The 26,170-nt window shown below is 60.9% G+C and carries 27 protein-coding genes; 23 read left to right on the top strand and 4 right to left on the bottom strand.

The annotated features are described in order from the left end of the window. Positions 1-243: 243 nt before the first annotated feature. On the bottom strand, positions 244-1,062 hold the full coding sequence (suhB, locus tag AD663_RS22115; RefSeq protein WP_003185165.1) for an inositol-phosphate phosphatase: 819 nt from the start codon (positions 1,060-1,062) through the stop codon (positions 244-246). Positions 1,063-1,206: 144 nt separating this feature from the next. Here suhB and trmJ point away from each other — a divergent pair, with 144 nt between their 5' ends. From trmJ to AD663_RS22005, 22 genes are all read left to right on the top strand, one after another. Then, a complete protein-coding gene (gene trmJ / locus AD663_RS22110) occupies positions 1,207-1,977 on the top strand; it encodes a tRNA (cytosine(32)/uridine(32)-2'-O)-methyltransferase TrmJ (RefSeq protein ID WP_003185164.1) in 771 nt (256 codons plus the stop codon). A 1-nt stretch (position 1,978) separates the two neighbouring features. Next, entirely contained in the window at positions 1,979-2,755 is a 777-nt protein-coding gene (gene cysE / locus AD663_RS22105; RefSeq protein WP_003185162.1) for a serine O-acetyltransferase, read from the top strand. Between the two features lie 268 nt (positions 2,756-3,023). Further along, entirely contained in the window at positions 3,024-3,515 is a 492-nt protein-coding gene (gene iscR, locus AD663_RS22100) for a Fe-S cluster assembly transcriptional regulator IscR (RefSeq protein ID WP_003185160.1), read from the top strand. Between the two features lie 50 nt (positions 3,516-3,565). Next, complete coding sequence (locus AD663_RS22095; RefSeq protein WP_003185159.1) at positions 3,566-4,780, top strand: IscS subfamily cysteine desulfurase; 1,215 nt, start codon at positions 3,566-3,568, stop codon at positions 4,778-4,780. Between the two features lie 43 nt (positions 4,781-4,823). After that, positions 4,824-5,210 (top strand): Fe-S cluster assembly scaffold IscU, encoded by a 387-nt coding sequence (iscU, locus tag AD663_RS22090; RefSeq protein WP_003185157.1) that lies wholly within the window; start codon positions 4,824-4,826, stop codon positions 5,208-5,210. A 24-nt stretch (positions 5,211-5,234) separates the two neighbouring features. Then, positions 5,235-5,558, top strand: a complete 324-nt coding sequence (gene iscA / locus AD663_RS22085; RefSeq protein WP_003185155.1) for an iron-sulfur cluster assembly protein IscA — start codon at positions 5,235-5,237, stop codon at positions 5,556-5,558. Positions 5,559-5,566: 8 nt separating this feature from the next. Next, complete coding sequence (gene hscB, locus AD663_RS22080) at positions 5,567-6,088, top strand: co-chaperone HscB (RefSeq protein WP_003185153.1); 522 nt, start codon at positions 5,567-5,569, stop codon at positions 6,086-6,088. A gap of 50 nt (positions 6,089-6,138) precedes the next feature. Further along, positions 6,139-8,001 (top strand): Fe-S protein assembly chaperone HscA, encoded by a 1,863-nt coding sequence (gene hscA / locus AD663_RS22075; protein WP_053214536.1) that lies wholly within the window; start codon positions 6,139-6,141, stop codon positions 7,999-8,001. Between the two features lie 3 nt (positions 8,002-8,004). Then, positions 8,005-8,346, top strand: a complete 342-nt coding sequence (gene fdx, locus AD663_RS22070; RefSeq protein ID WP_003185149.1) for an ISC system 2Fe-2S type ferredoxin — start codon at positions 8,005-8,007, stop codon at positions 8,344-8,346. A 13-nt stretch (positions 8,347-8,359) separates the two neighbouring features. After that, complete coding sequence (iscX, locus tag AD663_RS22065) at positions 8,360-8,560, top strand: Fe-S cluster assembly protein IscX (protein WP_053214535.1); 201 nt, start codon at positions 8,360-8,362, stop codon at positions 8,558-8,560. Positions 8,561-8,648: 88 nt separating this feature from the next. Beyond that, a complete protein-coding gene (gene ndk, locus AD663_RS22060; RefSeq protein ID WP_053214534.1) occupies positions 8,649-9,074 on the top strand; it encodes a nucleoside-diphosphate kinase in 426 nt (141 codons plus the stop codon). Between the two features lie 28 nt (positions 9,075-9,102). Then, positions 9,103-10,251, top strand: coding sequence for a 23S rRNA (adenine(2503)-C(2))-methyltransferase RlmN (rlmN, locus tag AD663_RS22055; RefSeq protein WP_053214533.1), 1,149 nt, complete (start codon positions 9,103-9,105; stop codon positions 10,249-10,251). Between the two features lie 12 nt (positions 10,252-10,263). Further along, the gene (gene pilW / locus AD663_RS22050; RefSeq protein WP_003185139.1) at positions 10,264-11,022 is read left to right on the top strand and encodes a type IV pilus biogenesis/stability protein PilW; all 759 of its coding nucleotides are present in this window, start codon (positions 10,264-10,266) and stop codon (positions 11,020-11,022) included. After that, positions 11,022-12,047 carry a RodZ family helix-turn-helix domain-containing protein gene (locus AD663_RS22045; RefSeq protein WP_053214532.1) on the top strand — a complete coding sequence of 342 codons (1,026 nt, stop codon included), beginning with the start codon at positions 11,022-11,024 and terminating at the stop codon, positions 12,045-12,047. Before pilW ends, AD663_RS22045 begins: the two co-directional genes overlap by 1 nt. A 3-nt stretch (positions 12,048-12,050) precedes the next feature. Continuing rightward, positions 12,051-13,160: a flavodoxin-dependent (E)-4-hydroxy-3-methylbut-2-enyl-diphosphate synthase gene (gene ispG / locus AD663_RS22040; protein ID WP_003185136.1), complete on the top strand. Its 1,110-nt coding sequence runs from the start codon at positions 12,051-12,053 to the stop codon at positions 13,158-13,160. A gap of 22 nt (positions 13,161-13,182) precedes the next feature. Then, positions 13,183-14,472: a histidine--tRNA ligase gene (gene hisS, locus AD663_RS22035; protein ID WP_003185126.1), complete on the top strand. Its 1,290-nt coding sequence runs from the start codon at positions 13,183-13,185 to the stop codon at positions 14,470-14,472. A 40-nt stretch (positions 14,473-14,512) separates the two neighbouring features. Continuing rightward, positions 14,513-15,154, top strand: a complete 642-nt coding sequence (locus AD663_RS22030) for a tetratricopeptide repeat protein (protein ID WP_003185125.1) — start codon at positions 14,513-14,515, stop codon at positions 15,152-15,154. After that, positions 15,147-16,298 carry an outer membrane protein assembly factor BamB gene (gene bamB / locus AD663_RS22025; RefSeq protein ID WP_003185123.1) on the top strand — a complete coding sequence of 384 codons (1,152 nt, stop codon included), beginning with the start codon at positions 15,147-15,149 and terminating at the stop codon, positions 16,296-16,298. The genes AD663_RS22030 and bamB overlap by 8 nt, the downstream gene beginning before the upstream one ends. A gap of 133 nt (positions 16,299-16,431) precedes the next feature. Beyond that, on the top strand, positions 16,432-17,904 hold the full coding sequence (gene der / locus AD663_RS22020) for a ribosome biogenesis GTPase Der (RefSeq protein ID WP_003185121.1): 1,473 nt from the start codon (positions 16,432-16,434) through the stop codon (positions 17,902-17,904). Between the two features lie 270 nt (positions 17,905-18,174). Continuing rightward, positions 18,175-19,323 (top strand): pyridoxal phosphate-dependent aminotransferase, encoded by a 1,149-nt coding sequence (locus AD663_RS22015; protein WP_053214531.1) that lies wholly within the window; start codon positions 18,175-18,177, stop codon positions 19,321-19,323. Next, positions 19,311-20,102, top strand: coding sequence for an amidohydrolase (locus tag AD663_RS22010; protein WP_053214530.1), 792 nt, complete (start codon positions 19,311-19,313; stop codon positions 20,100-20,102). The genes AD663_RS22015 and AD663_RS22010 overlap by 13 nt, the downstream gene beginning before the upstream one ends. 68 nt (positions 20,103-20,170) lie before the next feature. Further along, positions 20,171-20,581 carry a hypothetical protein gene (locus tag AD663_RS22005; RefSeq protein ID WP_003185115.1) on the top strand — a complete coding sequence of 137 codons (411 nt, stop codon included), beginning with the start codon at positions 20,171-20,173 and terminating at the stop codon, positions 20,579-20,581. 187 nt (positions 20,582-20,768) lie between these two features. On the opposite strand, the gene leuA is transcribed toward AD663_RS22005, so the two are convergent. The 3 genes from leuA to xseA form a co-directional block, all read right to left on the bottom strand. Next, the gene (leuA, locus tag AD663_RS22000; RefSeq protein ID WP_003185113.1) at positions 20,769-22,448 is read right to left on the bottom strand and encodes a 2-isopropylmalate synthase; all 1,680 of its coding nucleotides are present in this window, start codon (positions 22,446-22,448) and stop codon (positions 20,769-20,771) included. Between the two features lie 456 nt (positions 22,449-22,904). Continuing rightward, positions 22,905-23,726 (bottom strand): peptidoglycan DD-metalloendopeptidase family protein, encoded by an 822-nt coding sequence (locus AD663_RS21995; protein ID WP_003185112.1) that lies wholly within the window; start codon positions 23,724-23,726, stop codon positions 22,905-22,907. Between the two features lie 3 nt (positions 23,727-23,729). Then, entirely contained in the window at positions 23,730-25,109 is a 1,380-nt protein-coding gene (xseA, locus tag AD663_RS21990) for an exodeoxyribonuclease VII large subunit (protein ID WP_053214529.1), read from the bottom strand. Between the two features lie 256 nt (positions 25,110-25,365). Between xseA and AD663_RS21985 the strand changes: the two genes are divergently transcribed. Beyond that, positions 25,366-26,133, top strand: coding sequence for a sulfite exporter TauE/SafE family protein (locus AD663_RS21985; RefSeq protein ID WP_003185107.1), 768 nt, complete (start codon positions 25,366-25,368; stop codon positions 26,131-26,133). Positions 26,134-26,170 lie beyond the last annotated feature (37 nt).

Raw genomic sequence — 26,170 nt, 5'->3', positions numbered from 1 at the left:
CCCCCCATCCTTGTGGGAGCGGGCTTGCCCGCGAAAGCGGGGGTTCAGCTTGCCTCGATGTTCTTGGATGTAATCCATTGTGGCGAGGGAGCTTGCTCCCGCTCGGTTGCACAGCGACCGTAAAATCTTGGGGCCGCTACGCAGCCCAGCGGGAGCAAGCTCCCTCGCCACAGGTTGTTTAGTGGTGTAATCGCAGGCATAAAAAAAGCACCCCGAAAGGTGCTTTTTCTGTAGCCGAGTTGCTTAGCGCTTCAGCGAAGCCGGCAAATGCGGCTGGATGGCGGTAAGTACAGCCTTGAAGCATTTGGTGTTACCGGCAACGATGTGGCCCTTTTCAAGGAAGTCGTGACCGCCGGTGAAGTCGCTCACCAAGCCGCCGGCTTCCTGGATCAGCAGGGCGCCTGCAGCCATGTCCCATTCGGACAGGCCCGATTCCCAAAATGCATCGAAACGACCCGCAGCCACATAAGCCAAGTCCAGGCTGGCGGCACCGGCGCGGCGGATGCCGGCGGTTTGGCCGACCAGCGCGCGGAACATGCCCAGGTAGTTGTCCAGGTTATCCATCTGGTCATCACGGAACGGGAAGCCAGTGCCCAGCAGGGCACCGTCCAGGCTGGTACGGCCGCTGACGCGCAGGCGACGACCGTTCAACTGGGCGCCACGGCCACGGCTGGCGGTGAATTCTTCCTGGCGAACCGGGTCCAGCACAACGGCGTGTTCCAGGCGACCACGGTATTTGCAGGCGATGCTGACAGCGAAGTGAGGGATGCCGCGCAGGAAGTTGGTGGTGCCGTCCAGCGGATCGATGATCCACAGGTATTCTTCGCCTTCGATGCCGGTACCGGCGTGCATGCCAGTCTCTTCACCGAGGATGGAGTGGTTCGGGTAAGCCTTGCGCAGGGCGTCGACGATTTTTTGCTCGGCGGCGCGATCAACCTCGGACACGTAGTCCTTGGCGTCTTTTTCATCGACCTTGATGGTATCCAGGCGCTCGATGGAGCGGAAGATCAGTTCACTGGCGCTGCGGGCGGCGCGCAGCGCGATATTCAGCATGGGCTGCATGGATGTGTCACCTAAGGTTGTTAAAGAAAGCCGCGCATTCTATCAGAAAGTTTTCCGAGGAGAAGGTTGGTGTTCGCTTTCATAGCTTAACGGTAGGTGCTTATGTAAGATTTGCTCCCTTTATCGTGTTCGAGAGCGCCTCCCTTGTTGCAGAACATTCGTGTCGTCCTGGTCAATACCAGCCATCCGGGTAACATCGGCGGAGCGGCGCGGGCCATGAAGAACATGGGCCTGTCGCGCCTGGTGCTGGTCGAACCGCGCTTGTTTCCTCATCACGAGGCTGACGCCCGGGCTTCCGGTGCCGGTGACATCCTGGCCAATGCCCAGGTCGTCGCCACCCTGGAAGACGCCTTGGTGGGGTGCAACCTGGTGCTCGGCACCAGCGCCCGCGACCGCCGTATCCCCTGGCCGCTGCTCGATCCCCGCGAATGCGGCACCAAAGTGGTCGAGGAGGCCGCGCAAGGTTTTGAGATCGCCCTGGTGTTCGGTCGTGAAGATTCCGGCCTGACCAACGACGAGCTGCAGCGATGTCACTTTCACGTGCATATCCCTTCCGATCCCGAGTTCAGTTCCTTGAACCTCGGGGCGGCGGTGCAGGTGTTGAGCTATGAAGTGCGCATGGCTTGGCTGGCAGCCGAAGGCAAGCCCAGCAAAGTCGAAAAAACCGAGGTCACGTCGCCGCGCAGTGAGACACTGGCGACCATGGACGAGTTGGAACGATTCTTTGAACACCTGGAACAGACCCTGGTGGACATCGAATTCCTCGACCCGGAAAAGCCGCGGCACTTGATGGCGCGCCTGCGTCGGTTGTACGGACGAAGCTCGGTCAGCCGGGCGGAGATGAATATATTGCGCGGCATCCTCACGGAAACCCAGAAGGCGGCCCGTGGCGAGCTGATTAAGCGGAAGAAATAAAATGTTCGAACGTTTGCGTGAAGATATCCAAAGCGTTTTCCATCGTGACCCGGCGGCGCGCAATGCCTTTGAAGTGCTGACCTGCTATCCGGGTATGCACGCGATCTGGATCCATCGCCTGTCTGGCGCCTTGTGGAATATGGGCTGGAAGTGGCTGGCGCGGCTGGTCTCGAACTTCGGTCGCTGGCTGACCGGTATCGAGATTCATCCAGGCGCCAAGGTCGGTCGTCGGTTCTTCATTGATCATGGCATGGGCATCGTCATTGGCGAAACCGCCGAAATTGGCGACGACGTGACCCTGTACCAGGGCGTGACCCTCGGCGGCACCAGTTGGAACAAAGGCAAGCGCCACCCGACCCTGGAAGACGGTGTGGTGGTGGGCGCGGGCGCCAAGGTGCTCGGTCCGTTCACCGTCGGCGCTGGGGCGAAAGTCGGTTCCAATGCCGTGGTCACCAAGGCTGTGCCGCCCGGCGCGACCGTGGTGGGCATTCCGGGGCGAATCATTGTCAAGTCCGATGATGAGCAAGACGCCCGGCGCAAGGCCATGGCCGAGAAAATCGGCTTCGATGCCTACGGTGTTGGCGAAGACATGCCCGACCCGGTCGCTCGCGCCATCAATCAGTTGCTCGATCACCTGCAGGCCGTCGATGGGCGTTTGGAGGGGATGTGCGGCGCCCTGAAGGACTTGGGCAGTAATTACTGCGCCAAGGACTTGCCTGAGCTGCGCGAAGAAGACTTTGCGTGTGTGAAGGACAAGGATGAAAGCCAGGCCAGCTGAAACCCTGCTGGCCTCATCGCGAGCAAGCTCGCTCCCACATTGGATCTGCGTCGTACATGAGTTGTGTTCTCGCCAGAGATCCCTGTGGGAGCGGGCTTGCCCGCGAAGAACGATAACGCGGTATAGCTGGTCGTTAGTCGCCTACCTTTGATATCATGCGCGCGCTCTTTCGCGGGTAAACCCGAGTAATGCGCTAGGTCTTATACTTGACTTAAATACTCGGGAATTGCATACTCGCCTCCATTCCGAAACTCCGTGGTAATTGTCCATGCGACTGACTACAAAAGGCCGATACGCCGTGACCGCGATGCTGGATCTTGCATTGCATGCGCAGCACGGGCCGGTGTCCCTGGCCGATATCTCCGAGCGCCAGGGCATTTCCCTGTCTTACCTTGAACAGCTGTTCGCCAAGCTGCGCCGCAGCAACCTGGTCTCCAGCGTTCGCGGTCCCGGTGGCGGCTACCAGCTGTCGCGTGACATGCAAGGCATCCAGGTCGCCCAGGTGATCGATGCCGTAAACGAATCGGTCGATGCGACCAAATGCCAGGGCCTTGGCGACTGCCATGGCGGCGATACTTGCCTGACCCACCACTTGTGGTGCGACCTCAGCCTGCAGATCCACGAATTTCTAAGCGGTATCAGCTTGGCTGACCTTGTAACTCGCCGTGAGGTGCAAGAAGTAGCCCAGCGTCAGGACCAGCGCCGTTGCAACAGCAAGGCGCCGCACCTGGACAAGATTGAAGCGTCCGCCGTCGAATGACTGCCGCAGAGCAAGCGGAACGCCAGCCAGCCTGATTTAGGAGAGAGTCCATGAAATTGCCGATTTACCTTGATTACTCTGCGACCACCCCGGTTGATCCGCGTGTCGCGCAAAAAATGAGCGAATGCCTGCTGGTCGACGGGAACTTCGGTAACCCGGCGTCCCGCTCCCACGTATTTGGCTGGAAGGCTGAAGAGTCGGTCGAAAACGCTCGTCGCCAAGTCGCTGACCTGGTCAACGCCGACCCGCGTGAAATCGTCTGGACCTCTGGTGCCACCGAGTCCGACAACCTGGCCATCAAGGGTGTCGCGCACTTCTACCACACCAAGGGCAAGCACCTGATCACCTCCAAGGTCGAGCACAAGGCTGTCCTGGACACCATGCGCCAACTGGAGCGTGAAGGCTTCGAAGTCACCTACATCGAGCCGGGCGAAGACGGCCTGATCACCCCAGCCATGATCGAAGCCGCGCTGCGCGACGATACGATCCTGGTTTCGATCATGCACGTGAACAACGAAATCGGCACCATCAACGACATCGAAGCCATTGGCGAGCTGACCCGCTCCAAAGGCGTCCTGTTCCACGTCGATGCGGCCCAGTCCACTGGCAAGGTCGACATCGACCTGTCCAAGCTCAAAGTCGACCTGATGTCGTTCTCGGCACACAAGACCTACGGCCCTAAAGGCATCGGCGCGTTGTACGTGAGCCGCAAGCCGCGTGTTCGCATCGAAGCGACCATGCACGGTGGCGGTCACGAACGTGGCATGCGTTCCGGCACCCTGGCGACCCACCAGATCGTCGGCATGGGCGAAGCCTTCCGCGTAGCCAAGGAAGACATGGCTGCCGAAAACGTGCGCATCAAGGCCTTGAGCGACCGTTTCTTCAAGCAGGTCGAGCACCTCGAAGAGCTCTACGTCAACGGCAGCATGATCGCCCGCGTACCGCACAACCTGAACCTGAGCTTCAACTACGTTGAAGGCGAGTCGCTGATCATGGCGCTCAAGGATCTGGCCGTGTCGTCCGGTTCGGCCTGCACCTCGGCATCGCTGGAGCCTTCCTACGTATTGCGCGCCCTGGGCCGCAACGACGAATTGGCGCACAGTTCGATCCGCTTCACCTTCGGCCGCTTCACCACCGAAGAAGAAATCGATTACGCCGCGCAGAAAGTCTGCGAGGCCGTTACCAAGCTGCGCGCTCTGTCGCCGCTGTGGGACATGTACAAAGACGGCGTCGACATTTCGAAAATCGAATGGGCGGCGCACTGAGAAGTCGCCACCAGAGCGACTCCACTGATGAGGATTGAAGCAAATGGCATATAGCGAAAAGGTCATCGACCACTACGAGAACCCGCGCAACGTCGGCAAGATGGACGCGCAGGATCCTGATGTCGGCACCGGCATGGTCGGCGCCCCGGCGTGCGGCGACGTGATGCGCCTGCAGATCAAGGTCAACGAGCAAGGCATCATCGAAGACGCCAAGTTCAAGACCTACGGCTGCGGTTCCGCCATTGCGTCCAGCTCCCTGGCCACCGAGTGGATGAAGGGCAAGACCCTTGATGAAGCCGAAACCATCAAGAACACCCAGCTGGCCGAAGAACTGGCCCTGCCGCCAGTGAAGATCCACTGCTCGGTACTCGCTGAAGACGCCATCAAGGCTGCCGTTCGCGATTACAAGCAGAAGAAAGGCTTGATCTGATCCGCGTAACGGTAAGGAGTTTCCATGGCTATCCAGATGACAGAAGCGGCAGCTAACCATATCCAGCGCTCCCTTGCAGGGCGCGGCAAGGGCGAGGGTATCCGCCTGGGTGTTCGCACCACGGGCTGCTCTGGCCTTGCCTATGTGCTGGAATTCGTCGACGAAGTGGGCGAAGACGATCAGGTATTCGAAAGTCATGGTCAGAAAGTGATCATCGACCCGAAAAGCCTGACGTACCTGGACGGCACTGAACTGGATTTCGTCAAGGAAGGGTTGAACGAAGGCTTCAAGTTCAACAACCCCAACGTGCGCGGTGAATGTGGCTGCGGCGAAAGCTTCAACATCTGAGGCAGCTTGTGGGTACTCCTTGTCATTTTGCGTTGTTCCAGTTGCAGCCTGCTTTCCAGCTGGACCTCGACCAGTTGTCGGCGCGTTACCTGGAATTGGCCCGTGGTGTCCACCCGGACCGTTTTGCCGATGCCTCCGAAGCTGAGCAGCGGCGGGCGCTTGAGCAGTCGGCGAACCTCAACGAGGCCTACCAGACACTCAAGCACCCGGCCAAGCGCGCGCGCTACCTGCTCGCCATCAGCGGTCATGAGTTGCCTCTGGAGGTCACGGTCCACGATCCCGAGTTTCTTTTGCAGCAGATGCAATGGCGCGAAGAACTCGAGGACCTGCAGGACAGCGCCGACCTGGCCGGTGTCGCGGTATTCAAGCGGCGCTTGAAAGACGCCCAGCAAGAACTGAACGAAAGCTTCGCAGCCTGCTGGAACGATGCCGCGCAACGCGAACAGGCCGAACGCCTGATGCGGCGCATGCAGTTCCTCGACAAGCTCACCTACGAAGTGCGCCAGCTCGAAGAGCGCCTCGACGATTAACCCAGTGCCGCTCCGGTCGCACGCCTGATTACAGATAAGTCCTGATTACGATGGCCCTACTGCAGATCGCCGAACCCGGCCAAAGTCCACAACCGCACCAGCGTCGCCTGGCTGTCGGGATCGACTTGGGTACTACCAATTCCCTGGTCGCTGCCTTGCGCAGCGGTCTTTCCGAACCGCTGGCCGATGAGCGCGGGCAGGTGATCCTGCCGTCCGCCGTGCGCTATCACGCCGATCGCGTCGAAGTGGGCGAGTCGGCCAAGCTGGCCGCCGCCACCGACCCGTTGAACACCATTGTCTCGGTCAAGCGCTTGATGGGTCGTGGTCTGTCCGACGTCAAGCAATTGGGCGAGCAACTGCCGTACCGCTTCGTCGGCGGCGAATCCCACATGCCGTTCATCGAAACCGTCCAGGGCCCGAAAAGCCCGGTGGAAGTGTCGGCAGACATCCTCAAAGTCTTGCGTCAGCGCGCCGAAGCGGCATTGGGTGGCGAACTGGTCGGCGCGGTCATCACCGTCCCGGCCTATTTCGACGACGCCCAGCGTCAAGCCACCAAGGACGCGGCGAAGCTGGCCGGCCTCAATGTACTGCGCCTGCTCAACGAGCCGACCGCTGCTGCCGTGGCGTATGGCCTGGACCAGCACGCTGAAGGCCTGGTTGCCATCTACGACCTGGGCGGCGGTACTTTCGATATTTCCATCCTGCGCCTGACTGGCGGCGTCTTCGAAGTCCTGGCCACCGGCGGCGACAGCGCCCTGGGCGGCGATGACTTCGACCATGCCATTGCCGGCTGGATCATCGAACAAGCGGGCCTGTCCGCCGATCTCGATCCGGGTGCCCAGCGTCACTTGCTGCAAACCGCCTGTGCCGCCAAGGAAGCGCTGACCGATGCCGCGACCGTCGAAGTGGCCTACGGTGATTGGAAAGCCTCACTGACGCGCGAAGCGTTCGATGCGCTGATCGAGCCGATGGTCGCCCGCAGCCTCAAGGCTTGCCGCCGTGCGGTACGTGATTCAGGCGTTGAGCTCGAAGATGTTAAAGCGGTGGTCATGGTTGGCGGTTCGACCCGTGTGCCGCGCGTTCGTGAAGCTGTTGCCGAAGCCTTTGGTCGCCAGCCGCTGACCGAAATCGACCCGGACCAGGTGGTCGCCATTGGCGCGGCGATCCAGGCCGATACCCTGGCCGGCAACAAGCGCGAGGGCGGCGAACTGCTGCTGCTCGACGTGATTCCGTTGTCCTTGGGTCTGGAAACCATGGGCGGCCTGATGGAGAAGGTGATCCCGCGCAACACCACCATCCCCGTTGCCCGCGCCCAAGACTTCACCACCTATAAAGACGGCCAGTCGGCCATGATGATTCACGTGCTGCAAGGCGAGCGTGAGCTGATCAGCGACTGCCGTTCCCTGGCCCGCTTCGAATTGCGTGGCATCCCGGCCATGGTCGCTGGCGCGGCGAAAATTCGCGTGACCTTCCAGGTCGATGCCGACGGTTTGCTCAATGTCTCCGCCCGCGAGCTGGGTTCGGGCGTCGAGGCGAGCATCCAGGTCAAGCCGTCCTACGGCCTGACCGATGGTGAAATCGCCAAGATGCTCAAGGATTCGTTCCAGCATGCCAATGACGACAAGGTCGCTCGCGTGCTGCGTGAGCAGCAGGTCGACGCCCAGCGCCTGGTCGAAGCCGTGCAAGGGGCTCTTGAAGCCGACGGCGAGCGCTTGCTGGATGCCGAAGAACGCATGGTCATCGAGCTGCAGATGCAAGAACTGTCCGAATTGATCAAAGGCACCGATGGCTATGCCATCGAGCAGCAGACCAAGCGTCTGTCGCAGGTCACCGATGCCTTTGCTGCCCGCCGCCTGGACTCGACGGTTAAATCCGCCCTGGCGGGGCGCAACCTGAATGAAATCGAGGAATAACTGATGCCGCAGATCATTTTTCTGCCACACGCCGAGCACTGCCCGGACGGTATGGTGGTAGAGGCCGAAACCGGCAAGTCCATTCTCGAAGTGGCCCACGACAATCACATCGAGATCGAGAGCGCCTGTGGCGGCGTCTGTGCCTGCACCACGTGCCACTGCGTTATCCGTGAGGGTTTCGATTCGCTGAACGAGGCCGATGAGCTGGAAGAGGACTATCTTGATAAGGCGTGGGGCCTGGAGCCGACGTCGCGCCTGACGTGCCAGGCCAAGGTTGGCACCGAAGACCTCGTCGTCGAAATCCCGAAATATTCGCTTAACCATGCGGCCGAAGCGCCGCACTGATGGTGACACTGTCATGAGCTATGGTTGGAATGATGTACAGCGCATCGCTGAAGAATTGGCCGAAGCGAAGCCGGACGTGAATCCGCTGACTGTGAATTTTGTCGATTTGCAGCGCTGGATTATGGAGCTACCCGATTTCGACAATGCCTCTGGCCGTTGTGGCGAGAAGGTCTTGGAAGCGGTCCAGACGCTCTGGATCGACGAAATCGACTGATCGACCTGGCAGGTTAGGCAATACCCCTGAACCCGCGTATAATTCGCGGGTTTAATTTTTCGCAAATTACCGTTTCTGGAGTTACACCATGGCTGTTCAACGTACTTTCTCCATCATCAAGCCTGACGCCGTTGCTAAAAACGTGATCGGCAAGATCGTTACCCGTTTCGAAGACGCTGGCCTGCGCGTTGTAGCTTCGAAAATGAAGCAACTGTCCAAAGCCGAAGCCGAAGGCTTCTACGCTGAGCACAGCGAGCGCGGTTTCTTCGGTGAACTGATTGCCTTCATGACTTCCGGTCCGGTTGTCGTTCAGGTGCTGGAAGGCGAAAACGCCATCGCTCGCAACCGTGAGCTGATGGGCGCTACCAACCCTAAAGAAGCCGCTGCCGGCACCATCCGTGCTGACTTCGCCGAGTCCATCGACGCCAACGCCGTTCACGGTTCGGATTCCGAAGCCGCTGCTGCCCGCGAAATCGCTTACTTTTTCGCTGCTACTGAAGTAACCGCTCGCTAAGCATTGGCTTAAGAGCGAAGGTGAATCCATGACTACATCGACTGTTAAAACCAACCTGCTGGGGCTTACCCAACAGGAAATGGAAAAATTCTTCGACTCAATCGGGGAGAAGCGTTTCCGTGCCGGCCAGGTGATGAAATGGATTCACCACTTTGGCGTCGACGATTTCGACGCCATGACGAACGTCAGCAAGGCCTTGCGTGAAAAGCTCAAGGCTGTTGCTGAAATTCGTGGTCCCGAAGTGGTCAGCGAGGACATTTCCAGCGACGGCACCCGTAAGTGGGTGGTGCGCGTGGCGTCCGGCAGCTGCGTCGAGACCGTGTACATTCCCCAGGGCAAACGCGGCACTTTGTGCGTTTCGTCCCAGGCAGGCTGTGCCCTGGATTGCAGTTTCTGCTCCACCGGCAAGCAAGGCTTCAATAGCAACCTCACCGCCGCCGAAGTGATCGGCCAAGTGTGGATTGCCAACAAATCCTTTGGCAGCGTCCCGGCGACCGTCGACCGTGCCATCACCAACGTGGTGATGATGGGCATGGGTGAGCCGCTGCTGAACTTTGACAACGTCATCGCGGCCATGCACCTGATGATGGATGACCTGGGCTACGGCATCTCCAAGCGCCGGGTGACCTTGTCCACCTCGGGCGTGGTGCCGATGATCGATGAGCTGGCCAAGCACATCGACGTCTCCCTGGCGTTGTCGCTGCACGCACCCAATGACGCATTGCGTAACCAATTGGTGCCGATCAACAAGAAGTATCCGCTTAAGATGCTGCTCGAGTCGTGCCAGCGCTACATGTCGTCCCTGGGCGAAAAACGTGTGCTGACAATCGAGTACACCTTGCTCAAGGATGTGAACGACAAGGTCGAGCACGCAGTCGAGATGATCGAACTGCTCAAGAACATCCCATGCAAGATCAACCTGATCCCGTTCAACCCGTTCCCGCATTCCGGCTACGAGCGTCCGAGCAACAACGCGATTCGTCGCTTCCAGGATCAGCTTCACCACGCTGGCTTCAACGTCACCGTGCGTACCACTCGCGGCGAAGACATCGATGCCGCATGTGGCCAATTGGTAGGACAGGTGCTGGATCGCACCCGTCGCAGCGAACGCTACATTGCCGTGCGTGAATTGAACGCCTCCGACGATGCGGTGCAAAACGCTGCGAACAGTCACTAAGAGAGGAACTCTATGTCCCTGCGCTTCGCGCTCGTTTTGCTGTTAGCCGGCCTTTGTTCCGGTTGTGTCCTGTCGGGTGACTACAACCCGATGAAGACCAGCAAGGGGCGCGACGAGGCACGTGTGGCCTATGTGCAATTGGGCATTGGCTACCTGCAACAGGGCATGACCGAGCGGGCCAAGGTCCCGCTCAAGAAAGCCCTGGAGCTGGACAGTTCCGACCCGGATGCCAACGCGGCCCTGGCGTTGGTGTTCCAGGCGGAGATGGAACCCGAGCTGGCCGACGAGCACTTTCGCAAGGCGCTGTCCGGTCGGCCGCAAGATGCACGGATCCTGAACAACTACGGCAGTTTTCTTTTCGAGCAGAAACGCTACAAGGACGCCTACGAGCGTTTCGAGCAGGCTGCCGCCGATACCCTTTATCCTGAGCGTTCGCGGGTTTTCGAGAACCTTGGCATGACGGCTGCGCAGCTCGGCCAGCGTGACCTGGCGCGCCAGCAGTTGGAAAAGGCACTACGGCTCAACCGTCAGCAACCGCGAGCCTTGCTGGAAATGGCTGAGTTGTCTTACGAAGACAGGCATTATGTGCCCGCGCGCGACTACTACGAGCGTTTTAGCCTGCTGAGTGAGCAAAATGCACGTAGTCTATTGCTCGGTGTTCGGTTGGCACACGTGTTTGAAGATCGCGACAAGGCTGCAAGTTATGGCCTGCAACTCAAAAGACTCTATCCCGGTACGCCGGAATATCAGCAATACCTGTCGGAGCAATGATGAAAGCGGCGCATCCCGAAGTTGTAGCAGCGACTCGCGTAAACCCCGGTGAGACCCTGCGTCAAGCCCGCGAAAGCAATGGTTGGTCGCTGGCCGAAGTGGCCCTCAAGCTCAATCTCACCGTGACTTCCCTGAGCAATCTGGAAGCGGGCGCGTTCGATAAACTGCCGGGGCATACCTTCGCCCGGGGCTACATCCGCGCCTATGCCAAATTGCTTGGCATGGACCAGACCGTCCTGGTCCAGCAATTCGACCAGTACACCGGTTCCGACGCCCAAGGCAGCAGCGTGCACAGCCTGGGTCGCATCGAAGAGCCGGTGCGGGTTTCCCACACCATTTTGCGGATCGTCAGCCTATTGTTGCTGATCGGTGTGATTGGCGGCGGTTTTGTCTGGTGGCAAGACCAGGCTTCCTTGCGCAACAAGGAACCGGTCGCCATGAACCCTGAGCATGTCGAAGTCGAAGGCGCGGACGGCACTACCCAGATTCATCCGCTGGACGAGCCGGAAGACCAGGCTGTAGTCGAAGGCCAGGCCGAAGGCGAAACCGCGCTGGCGCTGCCTCAAGGCCAGGACGATGCGGACGCCGAAGGGGGCGCTGAGCCGGCTGTTCCTGCTCCCGCGCCGACCGCGCCAGCTGCCCCGGCCACAGGCGGAGCACCGATTGCCGCTGCACCTGCCGCGCCGAGCACACCAGCGCCGGCTGCGCCTGCTACCCACGCCGCTCCAGTCGCGCCGACAGCCCCCGCCGCTCCTGCAGCTCCGGCTCCGGCGCCAGTCGCGGGTGAAGGCCAGGTACAGATTCAGTTTGTTGCCGACTGCTGGACGCAGGTCACCGATGGCAACGGCAAAGTGCTGTTCAGTGGCCTCAAGCGCAAGGGCGACAGCACCACCATCAATGGCAAGCCGCCATTTGCTGTACGCCTGGGTTACGCCCGTGGCGCGCAGGTCAGCTACAACGGCCAGCCGGTCGACATCGCTCCGTTCACCAGTGGCGAGACCGCTCGCCTGAAGTTGGGTCAATAAGTCATGCACGGCGAATCTCCAATCAAGCGTCGCGAATCCCGGAAGATCTGGGTCGGTAACGTGCCTGTCGGCGGCGATGCGCCTATCGCTGTGCAGAGCATGACCAACAGCGACACCAACGACGTGGCCGCCACGGTCGCTCAGATTAACCGCCTGGAGGCCGCCGGTGTCGACATCGTGCGGGTTTCCGTGCCGGACATGGACGCTGCCGAGGCGTTCGGCAAGATCAAGCAATTGGTCAAGGTCCCCTTGGTGGCCGACATCCACTTCGACTACCGCATTGCCTTGCGCGTGGCCGAGCTGGGTGTGGATTGCCTGCGTATCAACCCGGGCAACATAGGCCGCGAAGACCGCGTACGCGCCGTGGTGGATGCCGCCCGTGACCGGGGCATTCCGATCCGTATCGGCGTGAACGCCGGTTCCCTGGAAAAAGACCTGCAAAAGAAATACGGCGAACCGACCCCCGCGGCGCTGGTAGAGTCGGCCCTGCGCCACGTCGAGCACCTCGAACGCCTGAATTTCCAGGACTTCAAGGTCAGCGTGAAGGCTTCCGACGTGTTCATGGCGGTGGAAGCCTACCGTCTGTTGGCCAAGGAAATCGTTCAGCCGTTGCACTTGGGCATCACTGAAGCCGGTGGGTTGCGCTCGGGTACGGTGAAATCTGCCGTCGGCCTCGGTATGCTGCTCGCCGAAGGGATTGGCGATACCATCCGCATCTCGTTGGCGGCTGATCCGGTCGAGGAAGTGAAAGTCGGCTACGACATCCTCAAGTCCCTGCACCTGCGTTCCCGTGGGATCAACTTCATCGCCTGCCCGAGCTGCTCGCGGCAGAACTTCGATGTGGTCAAGACCATGAACGAGCTGGAAGGGCGCCTTGAGGACCTGCTGGTGCCGCTGGATGTCGCGGTGATCGGTTGCGTGGTCAACGGGCCGGGCGAAGCCAAGGAGGCCCATATTGGCCTGACTGGCGGTACGCCGAACCTGATTTACATCGACGGCAAGCCGTCGCAGAAACTGACGAATGACAATCTGGTGGATGAGCTGGAACGGCTGATCCGCCAGAAAGCGGCCGAAAAGGTCGAAGCCGACGCAGCGGTCATCGCGCGCGGCTGATCGAACGAATTAAGGAAATTTTGTGAGCAAGTCTCTGCAAGCCATTCGTGGCATGAACGACATCCTGCCCGAGCAGACGCCCCTGTGGCGCTATTTCGAAGGCACCGTGGCGCGTTTGCTGGATAACTACGGTTACCGGCAGATCCGCATGCCCATCGTCGAATTCACCGAACTGTTCAAGCGCTCCATTGGTGAAGTGACCGACATCGTCGAAAAGGAGATGTACACCTTCGACGACCGCAACGGTGACTCCCTGACCCTGCGCCCTGAAGGCACGGCGGCCTGCGTGCGTGCAGTGCTCGAGCATGGCATCACAGGCGGCGGCCAGGTGCAGAAACTCTGGTACGTCGGCCCGATGTTCCGTCACGAACGCCCGCAGAAAGGCCGTTATCGCCAGTTCCACCAGATCGGTCTCGAAGTGTTCAACCTCGACGGCCCGGACATCGATGCCGAGCTGATCGTCATGACCTGGCGCCTGTGGGGCGAGCTGGGTCTTCGCGATGCGGTCAAGCTCGAGCTCAACAGCCTGGGCACCAGCGAATCCCGTGGGCGCTACCGTGAAGCGTTGGTGGAGTTTCTCTCCGCGCACCTGGACAAGCTGGACGAAGACAGCCAGCGCCGTCTGAAGACCAACCCACTGCGCGTGCTCGACACCAAGAATGCCGACACCCAAGCGGTGCTGGTCGACGCCCCGAAAATGGCCGACTACCTCGACGACGAATCCCGCGCGCATTTCGAAGGGTTGAAGGCGCGCCTGGATGCCGTCGGCATTCCCTACGTGATCAACCCCAAGTTGGTTCGTGGCCTGGATTACTACAGCAAGACTGTTTTCGAATGGGTCACCGACAAGCTCGGTGCCCAGGGCACTGTGTGCGCCGGCGGCCGTTACGACGGGCTGGTGGAGCAGATGGGCGGCAAGCCGACTCCAGGCGTGGGCTTTGCCATGGGCATCGAGCGCCTGGTGTTGATGCTCGAAGCCTTGGACAAGGTTCCGCAAGAGCTGTCCCGTCAAGTCGACGTCTACCTGTGCGCTTTTGGTGAGGCCGCCGAACTGGCAGCCTTGTCATTGAGCGAGCGGATCCGCGACCAGTTGCCCAACCTGCGCCTGCAAATCAATGCCGGCGGTGGAAGCTTCAAGAGCCAGTTCAAGAAAGCCGACAAGAGCGGTGCGCTGTACGCACTGATCCTGGGTGACGACGAACTGGCCCAACAAGTGGTAGGTTTCAAACCCCTGCGTGGCCAGGGCGAACAACAAAGTATTGCCTGGGATGTGCTTGCTGCACACCTGGCCACCTGCGTCGTGCAGGGTTGAAGCTGTCGAACAGCCGATTTAGCGATTAAGGAGTATTGGGGTGTCGAGTACCGAAGATGAACAGCTGGCGGATTTGAAGGACTGGTGGACGCGCAACGGCAAGCCGCTGGTCACTGGCGGCCTGTTGGCGCTGGTCATCGTGTTCGGCTGGCAGGCCTACCAGAAATACCAGAGCAGCCAGTCGCAAGGCGCCTCGGCGCTTTACCAGCAATTGCTGGAAACCACGCTGACTCCCGACGGCAAGCCTGACGCTGCCCGTGTGGCGGACCTGGCCGGCAAGCTCGACAAGGAATTCGGCGGCACCGCCTATGCGCAATACGGTCGCCTGTTCGTGGCCAAGGTTGCGGTGGATAGCGGCAAGCTGGATGACGCGGCCACCGAACTCAAAGGCATCGTCGACAAGCCGGCCAACCCAACCTTGGGCGAAGTGGCGCGTCAGCGCCTGGCACAGGTGTTGGCGGCTCAGAACAAGACCGAAGACGCGTTGAAGCTGCTCGACGGTGATGCCGACAAGGCGTTCCTGGCGACCCGCGAAGAACTCAAGGGCGACCTGCTGGTACAGCTGGGCCGCGCCGATGAGGCCCATGCGGCCTACCAGAAAGCGAAGGCTGCGCTGTCGGATGAAGCCGCGGTCGGTGGCCTGCAAATCAAGCTCGACGACCTGGCCAAAGGGGATGCGTGACGTGATCCGTTGGAAACATGCAGCATTGCTGGCCCTGGCCATTCTGGCCGCGGGTTGCAGCAGCAACAGCAAAAAAGAACTGCCTCCGGCCGAACTGACCGACTTCAAAGAAGAAGTCGTGCTGCAGAAGCAGTGGAGCCGTTCCATTGGCGATGGCCAGGGTGAGACCTACAACATGCTGGTGCCGGCTATTGATGGCGACACCATCTATGCAGGCGACGTCACGGGCGTGGTCATGGCGATGGATCGCAGCAATGGCGACGTGAAGTGGAAGAAAGATCTCGAACTGCCTGTTTCCGGCGCCGTTGGCGTGGGTTACGGGCTGGTCATGATCGGCACGCTCAAGGGTGAGATCGTCGCCCTGGACGCAAGCAGCGGTGAAGAGAAATGGCGCGCCCGCGTGACCAGTGAAGTCCTCGCACCGCCAGCCACCAATGGCGATGTGGTCGTGGTCCAGACCCAGGACGACCGCCTGATCGGCCTGGATGCCGCCACCGGCAATCAGCGCTGGTTGTACGACAGCACCCCGGCGGTACTGACCCTGCGTGGCACCAGTGCGCCGATCGTCACCAACCGCCTCGCGGTGGCTGGCCTGTCGACCGGTAAAGTGGTCGCCCTGGATATTTCTAACGGCGTACCGGTCTGGGAGCAACGGGTAGCGGTCCCACAAGGTCGTTCGGAACTGGAACGTGTGGTCGACATCGACGGCGGCCTGTTGCTGTCCGGCGGTACACTGTATGTCGCCAGCTACCAGGGTCGCGTCGCGGCGCTGGACCTGGAAAGCGGTCGTCCGCTGTGGCAGCGCGATGCGTCCAGCTACGCCGGTGTCGCCCAGGGTTTTGGCAGCGTCTACGTGAGCCTGTCCTCGGGCACGGTTGAAGGCGTCGACGAGCGCTCCACTACTGCTTTGTGGAGCAACGACTCCCTGGCCCGTCGTCAACTGTCGGCCCCGGAAGTGTTTTCCAGCTACGTGGCAGTGGGTGACCTGGAAGGTTACCTGCACCTGCTCAGTCAGGTGGACGGCCGTTTCGTCGGCCGCGAGCGCATCGACAGCGACGGCCTGCGGGCTCGTCCGCTGGTGGCGGGCAACATGATTTATGTATATGGCAACAGCGGCAAACTGGAAGCCCTGACCATCAAGTAAGACTATGCTTGGGGCTAATCCCCCAAGCGGCCTTGTTCACAAGGTTTGCAGGGCTTGCACAGACTGCCCCGAGCACCAGCCGCTGCCTCGCAGCGGCTTTTGTATTTTCTGAAATAACGAAGTGGAGAGCCGCATGGTTCCCGTAATCGCCCTGGTGGGCCGACCGAACGTCGGCAAGTCCACCTTGTTCAACCGCCTGACCAGGACTCGCGACGCCATTGTCGGCGACTTGTCCGGTCTGACCCGTGATCGCCAATACGGTGAGGCCAAGTGGCAAGGGCGTACCTATATTCTGGTCGATACCGGCGGCATCTCCGGTGATGAACACGGCATGGACGAAAAAATGGCCGAGCAGTCGCTGCTTGCCATCGAAGAAGCCGATGTGGTGCTGTTCCTGGTAGACGCCAAGGCCGGTTTTACCGCCGCCGACCAGATGATCGCCGAGCATTTGCGCAAGCGTAACAAGCGTTCCTACGTGGTCGCCAACAAGGTCGACAACATCGACCCGGACATGGCTCGCGCCGAATTCGCACCGTTGGGCATGGGCCAGGCGATCCCGATCGCCGGTGCCCACGGGCGTGGCATCACCCAGATGCTGGAAATCGCTCTGGAGAGCTTCCCCAAAGACGACGCGGAAGAGCCGGAAGACGGCGAAGAAGAGATCGTTGCCGAAGGCGAGGAAGCCAAGCGCATTCCGGGCCCAAGCGAAAAGGACGGGATCAAGATCGCGATCATCGGCCGCCCGAACGTGGGCAAGTCGACGTTGGTCAACCGCATGCTCGGCGAAGACCGGGTCATCGTGTACGACCAGCCCGGCACCACCCGTGACAGCATCTACATTCCTTTCGAGCGTAACGAAGAGAAGTACACGCTGATCGACACCGCCGGTGTGCGTAAGCGCGGAAAGATCCACGAAGAAGTTGAAAAGTTCTCCGTGGTCAAGACCCTGCAGGCGATCAAAGACGCCAACGTGGTGATCTTCGTGATGGACGCCCGCGAGGGCGTGGTCGACCACGACCTGAACCTGCTGGGCTTCGCTCTGGAGGCCGGTCGTGCATTGGTCATCGCGATCAACAAGTGGGACGGCATGACGCCGAGCGAGCGGGATTTCGTGAAGGTCGAATTGCAGCGCCGGCTGTTCTTCGTCGACTTCGCCGACATCCACTTCATCTCGGCCCTGCACGGCACGGGCGTGGGCAACCTCTACGCGTCGGTGCAGAACTCGTTCAAGTCGGCGGTCACCCGCTGGCCGACCAACCGCCTGACCCAGATCCTGGAAGACGCCGTTGGCGAGCACGCGCCACCAATGGTCAACAACCGTCGGATCAAGCTGCGCTATGCCCACTTGGGCGGTGCCAACCCGCCGATTATCGTGATCCACGGTAACCAGATCGAGAAGGTGCCCAAGTCGTATGTTCGTTACTTGGAAAACACTTATCGCCGCGTCCTGAAGCTGGTCGGCACGCCGATCCGCATTGAATTCAAGGGCGGCGAGAACCCGTACGAAGGCAACAAGAACACGCTCACCGACCGCCAGGTCAACAAGAAGCGCCGCTTGATGTCGCACCACAAGAAGGCCGACAAGAAGCGCCGCGACAAGCGCTGATTCAATACCTGTTGCCCGCAAGCTTGTGTGGCGAGGGAGCTTGCTCCCGCTGGGGTGCGAAGCGCCCCCCAGATGTCTCTGCCCCCGCAGTGCATCAGGCACAACCCAGGGGCTGCTGCGCAGCCCAGCGGGAGCAAGCTCCCTCGCCACGGTCGTTCGGCGACATGAAAAGGGTGCCCTTGGTGGCACCCTTTTTCATGCCCGGTGATTGGGCTATCCTCGATCTCTCCCGCGCCGCACCAGAGCCGGGTGCAGCGCAGGGAACCCCGCATGATCACCAGCAAGTTGCCGAATGTTGGCATTACTATCTTCACCCAGATGTCCCAGCTCGCTGCGCAGACCGGCGCGCTGAACCTGTCCCAGGGATTTCCCGACTTCGATGGCCCGCAGGCTCTGCGCGATGCGGTTGGCCGGCACATCGCCCAGGGCCATAACCAGTATTCGCCGATGACCGGTTTGCCGGCCCTGCGTCAGCAGATCGCGGCGAAAATCAGCCGTAGCTATGGCGCCACGGTTGATGCCGATCAGGAAGTCACCGTGACGCCCGGCGCGACCCAGGCGATTTTCTGTGCCATCGCGGCGGTGGTGCACAGCGGCGACGAAGTGATCGTATTTGACCCTTGCTATGACAGCTACGAGCCGGCGGTGCAATTGGCCGGCGGGCGCTGCGTGCATGTGCAACTGGGCCTGGGTGATTTCGCCATCGATTTCCAAAAGCTCGGTGAGGCCCTGAGCCCACGCACGCGCATGATCATCCTCAACACGCCGCACAACCCCAGCGGAGCCTTGATCAGCCATGCCGAACTGGATCAACTGGCGGCGCTGATTCGCGACAGGGACATCTACCTGATCAGCGACGAAGTCTATGAACACTTGGTGTTTGACGGCGTGTCCCATGCCAGCGTGCTGGCCCACGAGGAGCTGTATCGACGGGCTTTCGTGGTCAGCTCGTTCGGCAAGACCTACCACGTCACCGGCTGGAAAACCGGCTACGTGGTGGCGCCGCCGGCCCTGACGACTGAACTGCGCAAGGTGCACCAGTACGTCAGCTTCTGCGGTGTGACACCGTTGCAGTACGCCCTGGCCGACTACATGGCCGAGCATCCGGAGCACGTCGAGGCGCTGCCGGATTTCTACCAGGCCAAGCGCGACCTGTTCTGTGATCTGCTGGCCCCGTCGCGGTTCAGCTTCACACGGGTGGCCGGTACCTATTTCCAACTGGTGGATTACTCGCAAATCCGTCCGGACTTGAATGATGTCGATATGGCGGTCTGGATGACCCGCGAGCACGGTGTGGCGACGATCCCGGTCTCGGTCTTCTACCAGAACCCTCCGCAGGGCCAGCGCCTGGTGCGCCTGTGCTTTGCCAAGCGTGAGGAGACGCTGCGCGAAGCGGCGGAGAAACTATGCGTGATCTGAGTACGCTGCCCAACCTTAACGTCGCCCTGATCCAGACCACCCTGGCCTGGCATGACCGCCGGGCTAACCTGGAACATTTCGAAGCGCTGCTGGAGCAGGCACGCGGGGCCGACCTGATCGTTCTGCCGGAAATGTTCACCACCGGTTTCTCCATGGAATCGCAGACCCTGGCGGAGCCGGAAAACGGCCCGACACGCCAATGGCTCAAGGCCCAGGCCGCGAAGCTGGACGCGGTAATCACCGGCAGCGTAATCATCCAGGCGGCTGACGGCAGCCATCGCAATCGCCTGCTTTGGGCGCGGCCAGACGGTGAAGTGCTGCATTACGACAAGCGTCATCTGTTTCGCATGGCGGGGGAGCATAACCATTACACACCAGGCGAGCGCCAGGTGTTGTTCGAGCTCAAGGGCTGGCGAATCCGCCCGCTGATTTGCTACGACCTGCGCTTCCCGGTCTGGAGCCGCGATGCGGAGGACACCGATCTGTTGCTCTATACCGCCAACTGGCCCGGGGCGCGACGTCTGCACTGGAACCGGCTACTGCCGGCCCGAGCCATCGAAAACCTGTGCTACGTGGCGGCGGTGAACCGCGTCGGCACCGACGGCAAGGGCTTCGCCTACACCGGTGACAGCCAGGTACTGGATTTTCAGGGCGAGACATTGCTCAGCGCCGGGGAGGCAGACGGTGTGTTCACGGTGTGTTTGAGTGCGGCGGACCTGGCGGCGTATCGCACGCGGTTTCCGGCGAACCTGGATGCCGACAGCTTCGAATTCATCTGATTGAAACGATTCAGCCCTCAAGAAGGGCTAGGGTGTGCCGATAAACAGTCAGCCAAGGAGGAGTCCATATGACCACAATCAGTGCAACCACCCTAAACCCTTACCTGCCATCGTCCCCTAATATCTCGCTCAAGGGAGCCGCCGAGACACCCGCGTCGGCTACCAGCCCAACGGTATCGTTGGGTATCACCGAAGAAAAAGACGATGACAAGCTTCCTGAAGCGACGGGTGTCAGTTCGGGCGGCAGCAACAAAGAAACCATCGATGAGCTGAAAAAACAGATCGAGCAGACCGAAAAGTTATTGGCTCAGCAGCAGGCCCAGTTGGCCCGGATTCAAAACAGCCGGATGGCGGAGGAGCAAAAGAGCCAGCAGGCCATGGCTCTGCAAAATCAGATCATGGGTACCCAGGCGACGTTGATGACCCTGCGAGGGGCACTGTTGCAGGCCATGACCGTTTCGATCGATACCCATGCCTGAAGTTTGCGCTGCCTGATAGACCGCTATCGCGAGCGAGCTCGCTCCCACAATGGGTCTGTGTCCACCAGAAATCCCCTGTGGGAGCGAGCTTGCTCGCGAAGAGGCCGGACCAGGCAGCATAAATATTCAGCCAAACAAAAAGGCCCCAGGGTTCACACCCCAGGGCCTTTTGCATTTTAGCCGTGGATCAAGCCGCTTTGGCTTCCGGCTGGCTCAGCGAGCGGTTCAGCGCGCTGAACAGCGCCTTGAAGCTCGCCGTGGTGATGTTTTCATCGATGCCCACGCCGTGCACCGCACGCTCGCCGTTGACTCGCAGTTCGATGTACGCCGCCGCCTTGGCGTTGGTACCTGCGCCGATGGCGTGTTCGTTATAATCCATGATCTCCACCGGAATTGGCAGGCCGGCCACCAGCGCCTCCAGCGCGCCGTTGCCCTTGCCGCGCCAGTGCAGGTTGGTCTCGCCCTGGCCCTTGCTGGCGACTTCCACTTCCACGGCGCTGTTGCCGTTTTCTTCCTGCAGGCGATGGCTGACCAGCGCGTACGGGGTATTGGCTTGCAGATACTCGCGCTGCAGCAAGGCATGGATCTGCTGGGCAGTCATTTCCAGGCCGAGGCGGTCGGTTTCGCGCTGCACCACCTGGCTGAATTCGATTTGCATGCGACGCGGCAGGCTGATGCCGTATTCCTGTTCCAGCAGGTAGGCAATGCCACCCTTGCCGGACTGGCTGTTGACGCGAATCACTGCCTCGTAGCTGCGACCGATGTCGGCCGGGTCGATTGGCAGGTACGGCACTTCCCACAGGCCTTCCGATTTCTGCTGGGAGAAGCCCTTGCGAATCGCGTCCTGGTGCGAACCGGAGAATGCGGTGTGGACCAGGTCACCAACGTACGGATGCCGCGGGTGCACCGGGATCTGGTTGCATTCCTCGACGACTTTACGCACGCCGTCGATGTCGGAAAAGTCCAGCCCGGGATTGATGCCCTGGGTGTAGAGGTTCAGCGCCACGGTCACCAAGTCGACGTTACCGGTGCGCTCGCCGTTGCCGAACAGGCAGCCTTCGACGCGGTCGGCGCCGGCCATCAGGCCCAGTTCGGTAGCAGCGACACCGGTGCCACGGTCGTTGTGGGTGTGCAGGCTGATGAGCACGCTGTCACGACGGGTGATGTTGCGGTGGAACCACTCGATCTGATCGGCATAGATGTTCGGGGTAGCGACTTCCACGGTGGCCGGCAGGTTGAGGATCACCTTGCGCTCGGGCGTCGGGTTCCAGACTTCAATCACCGCGTCGCAGACTTCCTTGGCGAATTCCAGTTCGGTGGCGCTGAAGGTTTCCGGCGAGTACTCGAACTGCCACTGGGTTTCGGGCTGCTGCGCCGCGTATTTGACGAACAGCTTGGCCGCGTTCACCGCGATTTCCTTCACGCCTTCCTTGTCCTGGTTGAACACGATGCGGCGGAACGAAGGGCAGGTGGCGTTATAAAGGTGGACGATGGCTTTTTTCGCACCGCGCAGCGATTCGAACGTACGGGCGATCAGGTCTTCACGGGCCTGGGTCAGCACTTGGATAGTGGTGTCGTCCGGGATGTGGCCTTCTTCGATGAGGGTGCGCACGAAATCGAAGTCAGTCTGCGAAGCGGCTGGGAACGACGCTTCGATTTCTTTCACGCCCACCGCGACGAGGGTTTTCCAGAAACGGAGCTTCTTCACCGCGTCCATCGGCTCGATCAGCGATTGGTTGCCGTCACGCAGGTCGGAACTGCACCAGATCGGCGCGGCGGTGATGGTCTTCGACGGCCAGGTGCGATCCGGCAGGTTGATGGTTGGGAAGGCGCGATATTTCGAAGACGGGTCTTTGAGCATGCTCATCGGGGGAATCCTTATTGTCGTGGCCGGAAAAAGGCGGCCTGCCGGTGGTTCGAATGGGGTGGCTTACAGCCTGGACGAGGTGCCGCGATTCAGCCTGGCAGTCGTGCGCTGACGAGGCACAGACTGCGGTGCTGGCGAAGCTGAATGAGGGTATGAGAGGTTTTCATGCTTCAACCCTAACCGCGCGGGAAGAGGATCGCAAGCAGTCGGAAAAAATTGAGAGAAGTTCTGCTTTTAGGCGAGCTTGCGAGATTTAATCGCGTGACTATGCGGTATTTGTAGTTTTATTGCGTCGATGCTTGTCACTCGGCAATCCATGACGAAGAGTTCCGATGCCGCTGGCCCTTTCGCGAGCAAGCCCGCTCCCACAGGGGAATGTGGACGATTTCAAAATCAACGCTGTACCTGTGGGAGCGGGCTTGCTCGCGAAGAGGCCGGTAGCCTCACCGCAAAAGCTCAGGGTTGAAACGCCCCGATAAAAATCGCCGGATCCACCCGCGCATCGTTCAGGCTGATGTTCCAATGCATGTGCGGCCCGGTCGCCCGGCCCGTGGAACCGACCTTGCCCACCACGGTACCTCGGGCCAGTTGCTGGCCGACCTTCACGTCAATCTTCGACATGTGGCAGAACATGCTGATAAAGCCTTGTCCATGGTCGACGAACACGGTGTTGCCGTTGAAAAAATAATTACCGATCAGGATCACCTTGCCCGCTGCCGGGGTCTTGATCGGTGTGCCCGCGGGCACGGCGAAGTCCAGTCCGGCGTGGGGGTTGCGCTCTTCGCCGTTGAAGAACCGGCGCACGCCGAACTTGCTCGACAGCGGGCCGTTGACCGGTTTGTCGAGCAGCAGGTTGCTGGGAATGTTTGGGCTGAAGCTGCGGTAGGCCTTCAGTTGCACGGCCAGTTCGGCGTCGATGCGCTTGAGGTCCGCCGGGTTCGGGTTGACCTGGCGTTTGTCCTTCAGCGTGATGTGCTGCTCGGGGTACTTTTTATAGCCGACCACGAATGGCTGGGTCGTTGCGCCGCTGCTGATTTGCTGGGTGCCAGGCTGGACCGTCAGGGGAATGCCGACGATTGCCAGCCAGTTGTCCTGTTCCTTGACCACCAGCACCGGTTTGCCTTGGTAGGTGGCTTTTGGCGGCTGGGCCGCACGGCCCAGGTCCACCACGGCCACGCCGCCGGGCACCGGTTTGTTCAACAGGCGGCTGATGTAACTGTCGGCGTGGGCGTTGAAGGTCAGGCACAGCAGGAGCAACGGAGCGAGAAATCGCGGCATGAATCAATCCAGTAGAGAAAGGGTGACCGGCGTCAGGTGGTTATCTTCGACCCGTACCAGCAGCTCACCTTCGCCGAGCTTGGCGGTCAGGCGCTGGCCGGTCTGGGTTTGCCCCGCGTTGCGGATCGCATGCCCACGCTCGTCGAGCAAAATGCTGTAGCCCCGGCCAAGGGTCGCCAGGGGGCTGACGATGTGCAGGGTCTGCATTTGGTTATGCAATTGCACGCGCCGCGCTTTCAGGCCTTCGCGCATGGCCCGGGGCAGCCGTTCGGCGAGGCTGTCCAGGCGATGGCGTAGCAGGGCCAGTTGCCGGCCTGGATGTTGCCCGGCCAGGCGGGTTTCCAGGCGGATCAGGCGTTCGCGGCGGGTATTGAGGTTGCGCTCGAAGGCCCGACGCAGGCGCATGTCCAGGTCGTCGAGGCGCTGGGCTTGCTGGCGCAGGCGCTCGCCGGGATGACGCAGGCGCCGAGTCAGGCCTTCGAGGCGCAGTTGATCGCGCATGAGGCGGTCGCGCATGCGCATCACCAGTCGGCGATGCAGGCTCTCGACCCGGCGCACCAGATCGCCGGCGTCCGGTGCCAGCAGTTCAGCGGCGGCGGACGGGGTGGGGGCGCGCACGTCGGCGACAAAGTCGCTGATGGATACGTCGGTTTCATGGCCCACAGCGCTGACGATTGGCGTGACGCAGGCATCCACCGCCCGGGCCACGGCTTCTTCGTTGAAGCACCACAAGTCTTCCAGCGAACCGCCGCCCCGGGCCAGGATCAGCGCATCGAAACCCCGGGCGTCCGCCAGCTTCAGGGCGCGGACGATCTGCGCGGTGGCTTCGCGGCCTTGCACGGCGGTAGGAATCAATGTCAGGGAAATCTGCGGCGCGCGGCGGCGGAACACGCTGATGATGTCGCGGATCACCGCGCCGGTGGGCGAGCTGATGATGCCGATGCGTTGTGGATGGGCCGGCAGCGGCACTTTGCGCTCGGCACTGAACAGGCCCTCTGCGCTGAGCTTTTCCTTCAACGCATCGAAGGCCAGGCGCAGGGCGCCGTCGCCTGCCGGCTCCACGGTGTCGAGAATCAGTTGATAGTCGCCGCGGCCTTCGAACAGCGAGACCTTGCCGCGTACCTTCACCGCCAACCCGTCTTTCAAGGCCTGGCGCACCCGTGCGGCGTTCTGGCGGAACAACGCGCAACGCACCTGGGCGCCGCTGTCCTTGAGGGTGAAATAGACGTGGCCGGAGGCCGGGCGGGCAAGGTTGGAGATCTCGCCCTCGACCCAGATGTTGCTGAACACGTCCTCGAGCAACACCCGCGCGCGGCCGTTGAGCTGGCTGACAGTCAGGACCTCGCGGTCCAGGCCCAGTCGGGCAAAGGGATCTTTAATCATGGGCGGCATGATAAGGGCATTTGTGGCTGAATCTCTATGTGTACAGACAAATCCCCCTGTGCATTTCCTATCAGACCGAGTCTCCCCTTTCGCGAGCAAGCCCGCTCCCACAGGTACAGCATCAATCTTGAGATCGCTGATATCCCTTGTGGGAGCGGGCTTGCTCGCGAAGGCGATACGTCTATGACCACAAGTGCTGGAAGTAACCCCCTGCATCTGGCTAAAGTCCCCGCTCTCCTCATCAAGGAAGTGCCGGATGAATCTTCTGTCGTGGTTGGGCCAGTGGGCATTCGCGCCCACGGAGTGGCTGGTGATCGGCTTGGCCATTACCCTGGCCTACATTGTGTTTGGCATTGCCGGGTTCGGCACGGCGCTGGTGGCCGCGCCGGTTCTGCTGCTGTTCATGCCATTGTCGAAAATCGTCCCGCTGCTGGTGCTGCTGGATTTCGTCGCGGCCTTCGGCAATTTGTTGCCGTCGCGTCGGGACGTATCCCGGCCCGAGCTGCTGCGGTTGCTGCCGTGCATGGCGGTGGGTTGCACACTGGGGGTGATTTTCCTGCTCAACCTCAAGTCCGACCTGTTGTTGCTATTGATGGGCGTGTTCATCAGCAGTTATGCAATCTATAGCCTGTTGATAAAAAAACGACCGGCACAGCTGTCATCCCTCTGGGCGTTGCCGATGGGCACGGTGGGCGGCATGTTCGGGGCGCTGTTCGGCAGTGGCGGCTTTTTATATGCCATCTACTTGAACAGCCGCCTGCCCAAGGAACCGGCGCGGGCCACGCAAAGTGCCCTAATCAGTTGCAGCACCGTGGTGCGCTTGAGCCTGTTCATCATCGCGGGCGTGTACGCCGAGCTACCCTTGTTGGTACTGGCGCTGTGTTTGTTGCCGGCCATGGCGCTGGGACTGTGGGTGGGCCGTCGCCTGACCATGCGGATGTCGCGGGAGGCATTCGTGCGATTGGTGACCTGGCTGGTGCTCGCCAGCGGCATTGCCCTGATCGGGCGCTATCTGAGCGCTTGACCTGGCTTGACCAGGGATTAAGCTGCCGGCCATTAAT

Source organism: Pseudomonas sp. Q12-87, assembly GCF_001269755.1.
In the GTDB taxonomy this organism is placed as follows: domain Bacteria; phylum Pseudomonadota; class Gammaproteobacteria; order Pseudomonadales; family Pseudomonadaceae; genus Aquipseudomonas; species Aquipseudomonas fluorescens_S.
This window is presented reverse-complemented; position numbering and strand designations above follow the sequence as displayed.

What these genes read in the sequence shown, in the direction of transcription:
- rlmN (WP_053214533.1), top strand. Translation starts at nt 9,103, where the DNA reads ATGACTACATCGACTGTTAAAACCAACCTGCTGGGGCTTACCCAACAG.
- cysE (WP_003185162.1), top strand. Translation starts at nt 1,979, where the DNA reads ATGTTCGAACGTTTGCGTGAAGATATCCAAAGCGTTTTCCATCGTGAC.
- der (WP_003185121.1), top strand. Translation starts at nt 16,432, where the DNA reads ATGGTTCCCGTAATCGCCCTGGTGGGCCGACCGAACGTCGGCAAGTCC.
- iscR (WP_003185160.1), top strand. Translation starts at nt 3,024, where the DNA reads ATGCGACTGACTACAAAAGGCCGATACGCCGTGACCGCGATGCTGGAT.
- xseA (WP_053214529.1), bottom strand. Translation starts at nt 25,109, where the DNA reads ATGATTAAAGATCCCTTTGCCCGACTGGGCCTGGACCGCGAGGTCCTG.
- ispG (WP_003185136.1), top strand. Translation starts at nt 12,051, where the DNA reads ATGCACGGCGAATCTCCAATCAAGCGTCGCGAATCCCGGAAGATCTGG.
- iscX (WP_053214535.1), top strand. Translation starts at nt 8,360, where the DNA reads ATGAGCTATGGTTGGAATGATGTACAGCGCATCGCTGAAGAATTGGCC.
- AD663_RS22045 (WP_053214532.1), top strand. Translation starts at nt 11,022, where the DNA reads ATGAAAGCGGCGCATCCCGAAGTTGTAGCAGCGACTCGCGTAAACCCC.
- AD663_RS22095 (WP_003185159.1), top strand. Translation starts at nt 3,566, where the DNA reads ATGAAATTGCCGATTTACCTTGATTACTCTGCGACCACCCCGGTTGAT.
- fdx (WP_003185149.1), top strand. Translation starts at nt 8,005, where the DNA reads ATGCCGCAGATCATTTTTCTGCCACACGCCGAGCACTGCCCGGACGGT.
- AD663_RS21985 (WP_003185107.1), top strand. Translation starts at nt 25,366, where the DNA reads ATGAATCTTCTGTCGTGGTTGGGCCAGTGGGCATTCGCGCCCACGGAG.
- suhB (WP_003185165.1), bottom strand. Translation starts at nt 1,062, where the DNA reads ATGCAGCCCATGCTGAATATCGCGCTGCGCGCCGCCCGCAGCGCCAGT.
- leuA (WP_003185113.1), bottom strand. Translation starts at nt 22,448, where the DNA reads ATGAGCATGCTCAAAGACCCGTCTTCGAAATATCGCGCCTTCCCAACC.
- iscA (WP_003185155.1), top strand. Translation starts at nt 5,235, where the DNA reads ATGGCTATCCAGATGACAGAAGCGGCAGCTAACCATATCCAGCGCTCC.
- AD663_RS21995 (WP_003185112.1), bottom strand. Translation starts at nt 23,726, where the DNA reads ATGCCGCGATTTCTCGCTCCGTTGCTCCTGCTGTGCCTGACCTTCAAC.
- ndk (WP_053214534.1), top strand. Translation starts at nt 8,649, where the DNA reads ATGGCTGTTCAACGTACTTTCTCCATCATCAAGCCTGACGCCGTTGCT.
- AD663_RS22010 (WP_053214530.1), top strand. Translation starts at nt 19,311, where the DNA reads ATGCGTGATCTGAGTACGCTGCCCAACCTTAACGTCGCCCTGATCCAG.
- pilW (WP_003185139.1), top strand. Translation starts at nt 10,264, where the DNA reads ATGTCCCTGCGCTTCGCGCTCGTTTTGCTGTTAGCCGGCCTTTGTTCC.
- bamB (WP_003185123.1), top strand. Translation starts at nt 15,147, where the DNA reads ATGCGTGACGTGATCCGTTGGAAACATGCAGCATTGCTGGCCCTGGCC.
- hscA (WP_053214536.1), top strand. Translation starts at nt 6,139, where the DNA reads ATGGCCCTACTGCAGATCGCCGAACCCGGCCAAAGTCCACAACCGCAC.
- AD663_RS22015 (WP_053214531.1), top strand. Translation starts at nt 18,175, where the DNA reads ATGATCACCAGCAAGTTGCCGAATGTTGGCATTACTATCTTCACCCAG.
- iscU (WP_003185157.1), top strand. Translation starts at nt 4,824, where the DNA reads ATGGCATATAGCGAAAAGGTCATCGACCACTACGAGAACCCGCGCAAC.
- AD663_RS22005 (WP_003185115.1), top strand. Translation starts at nt 20,171, where the DNA reads ATGACCACAATCAGTGCAACCACCCTAAACCCTTACCTGCCATCGTCC.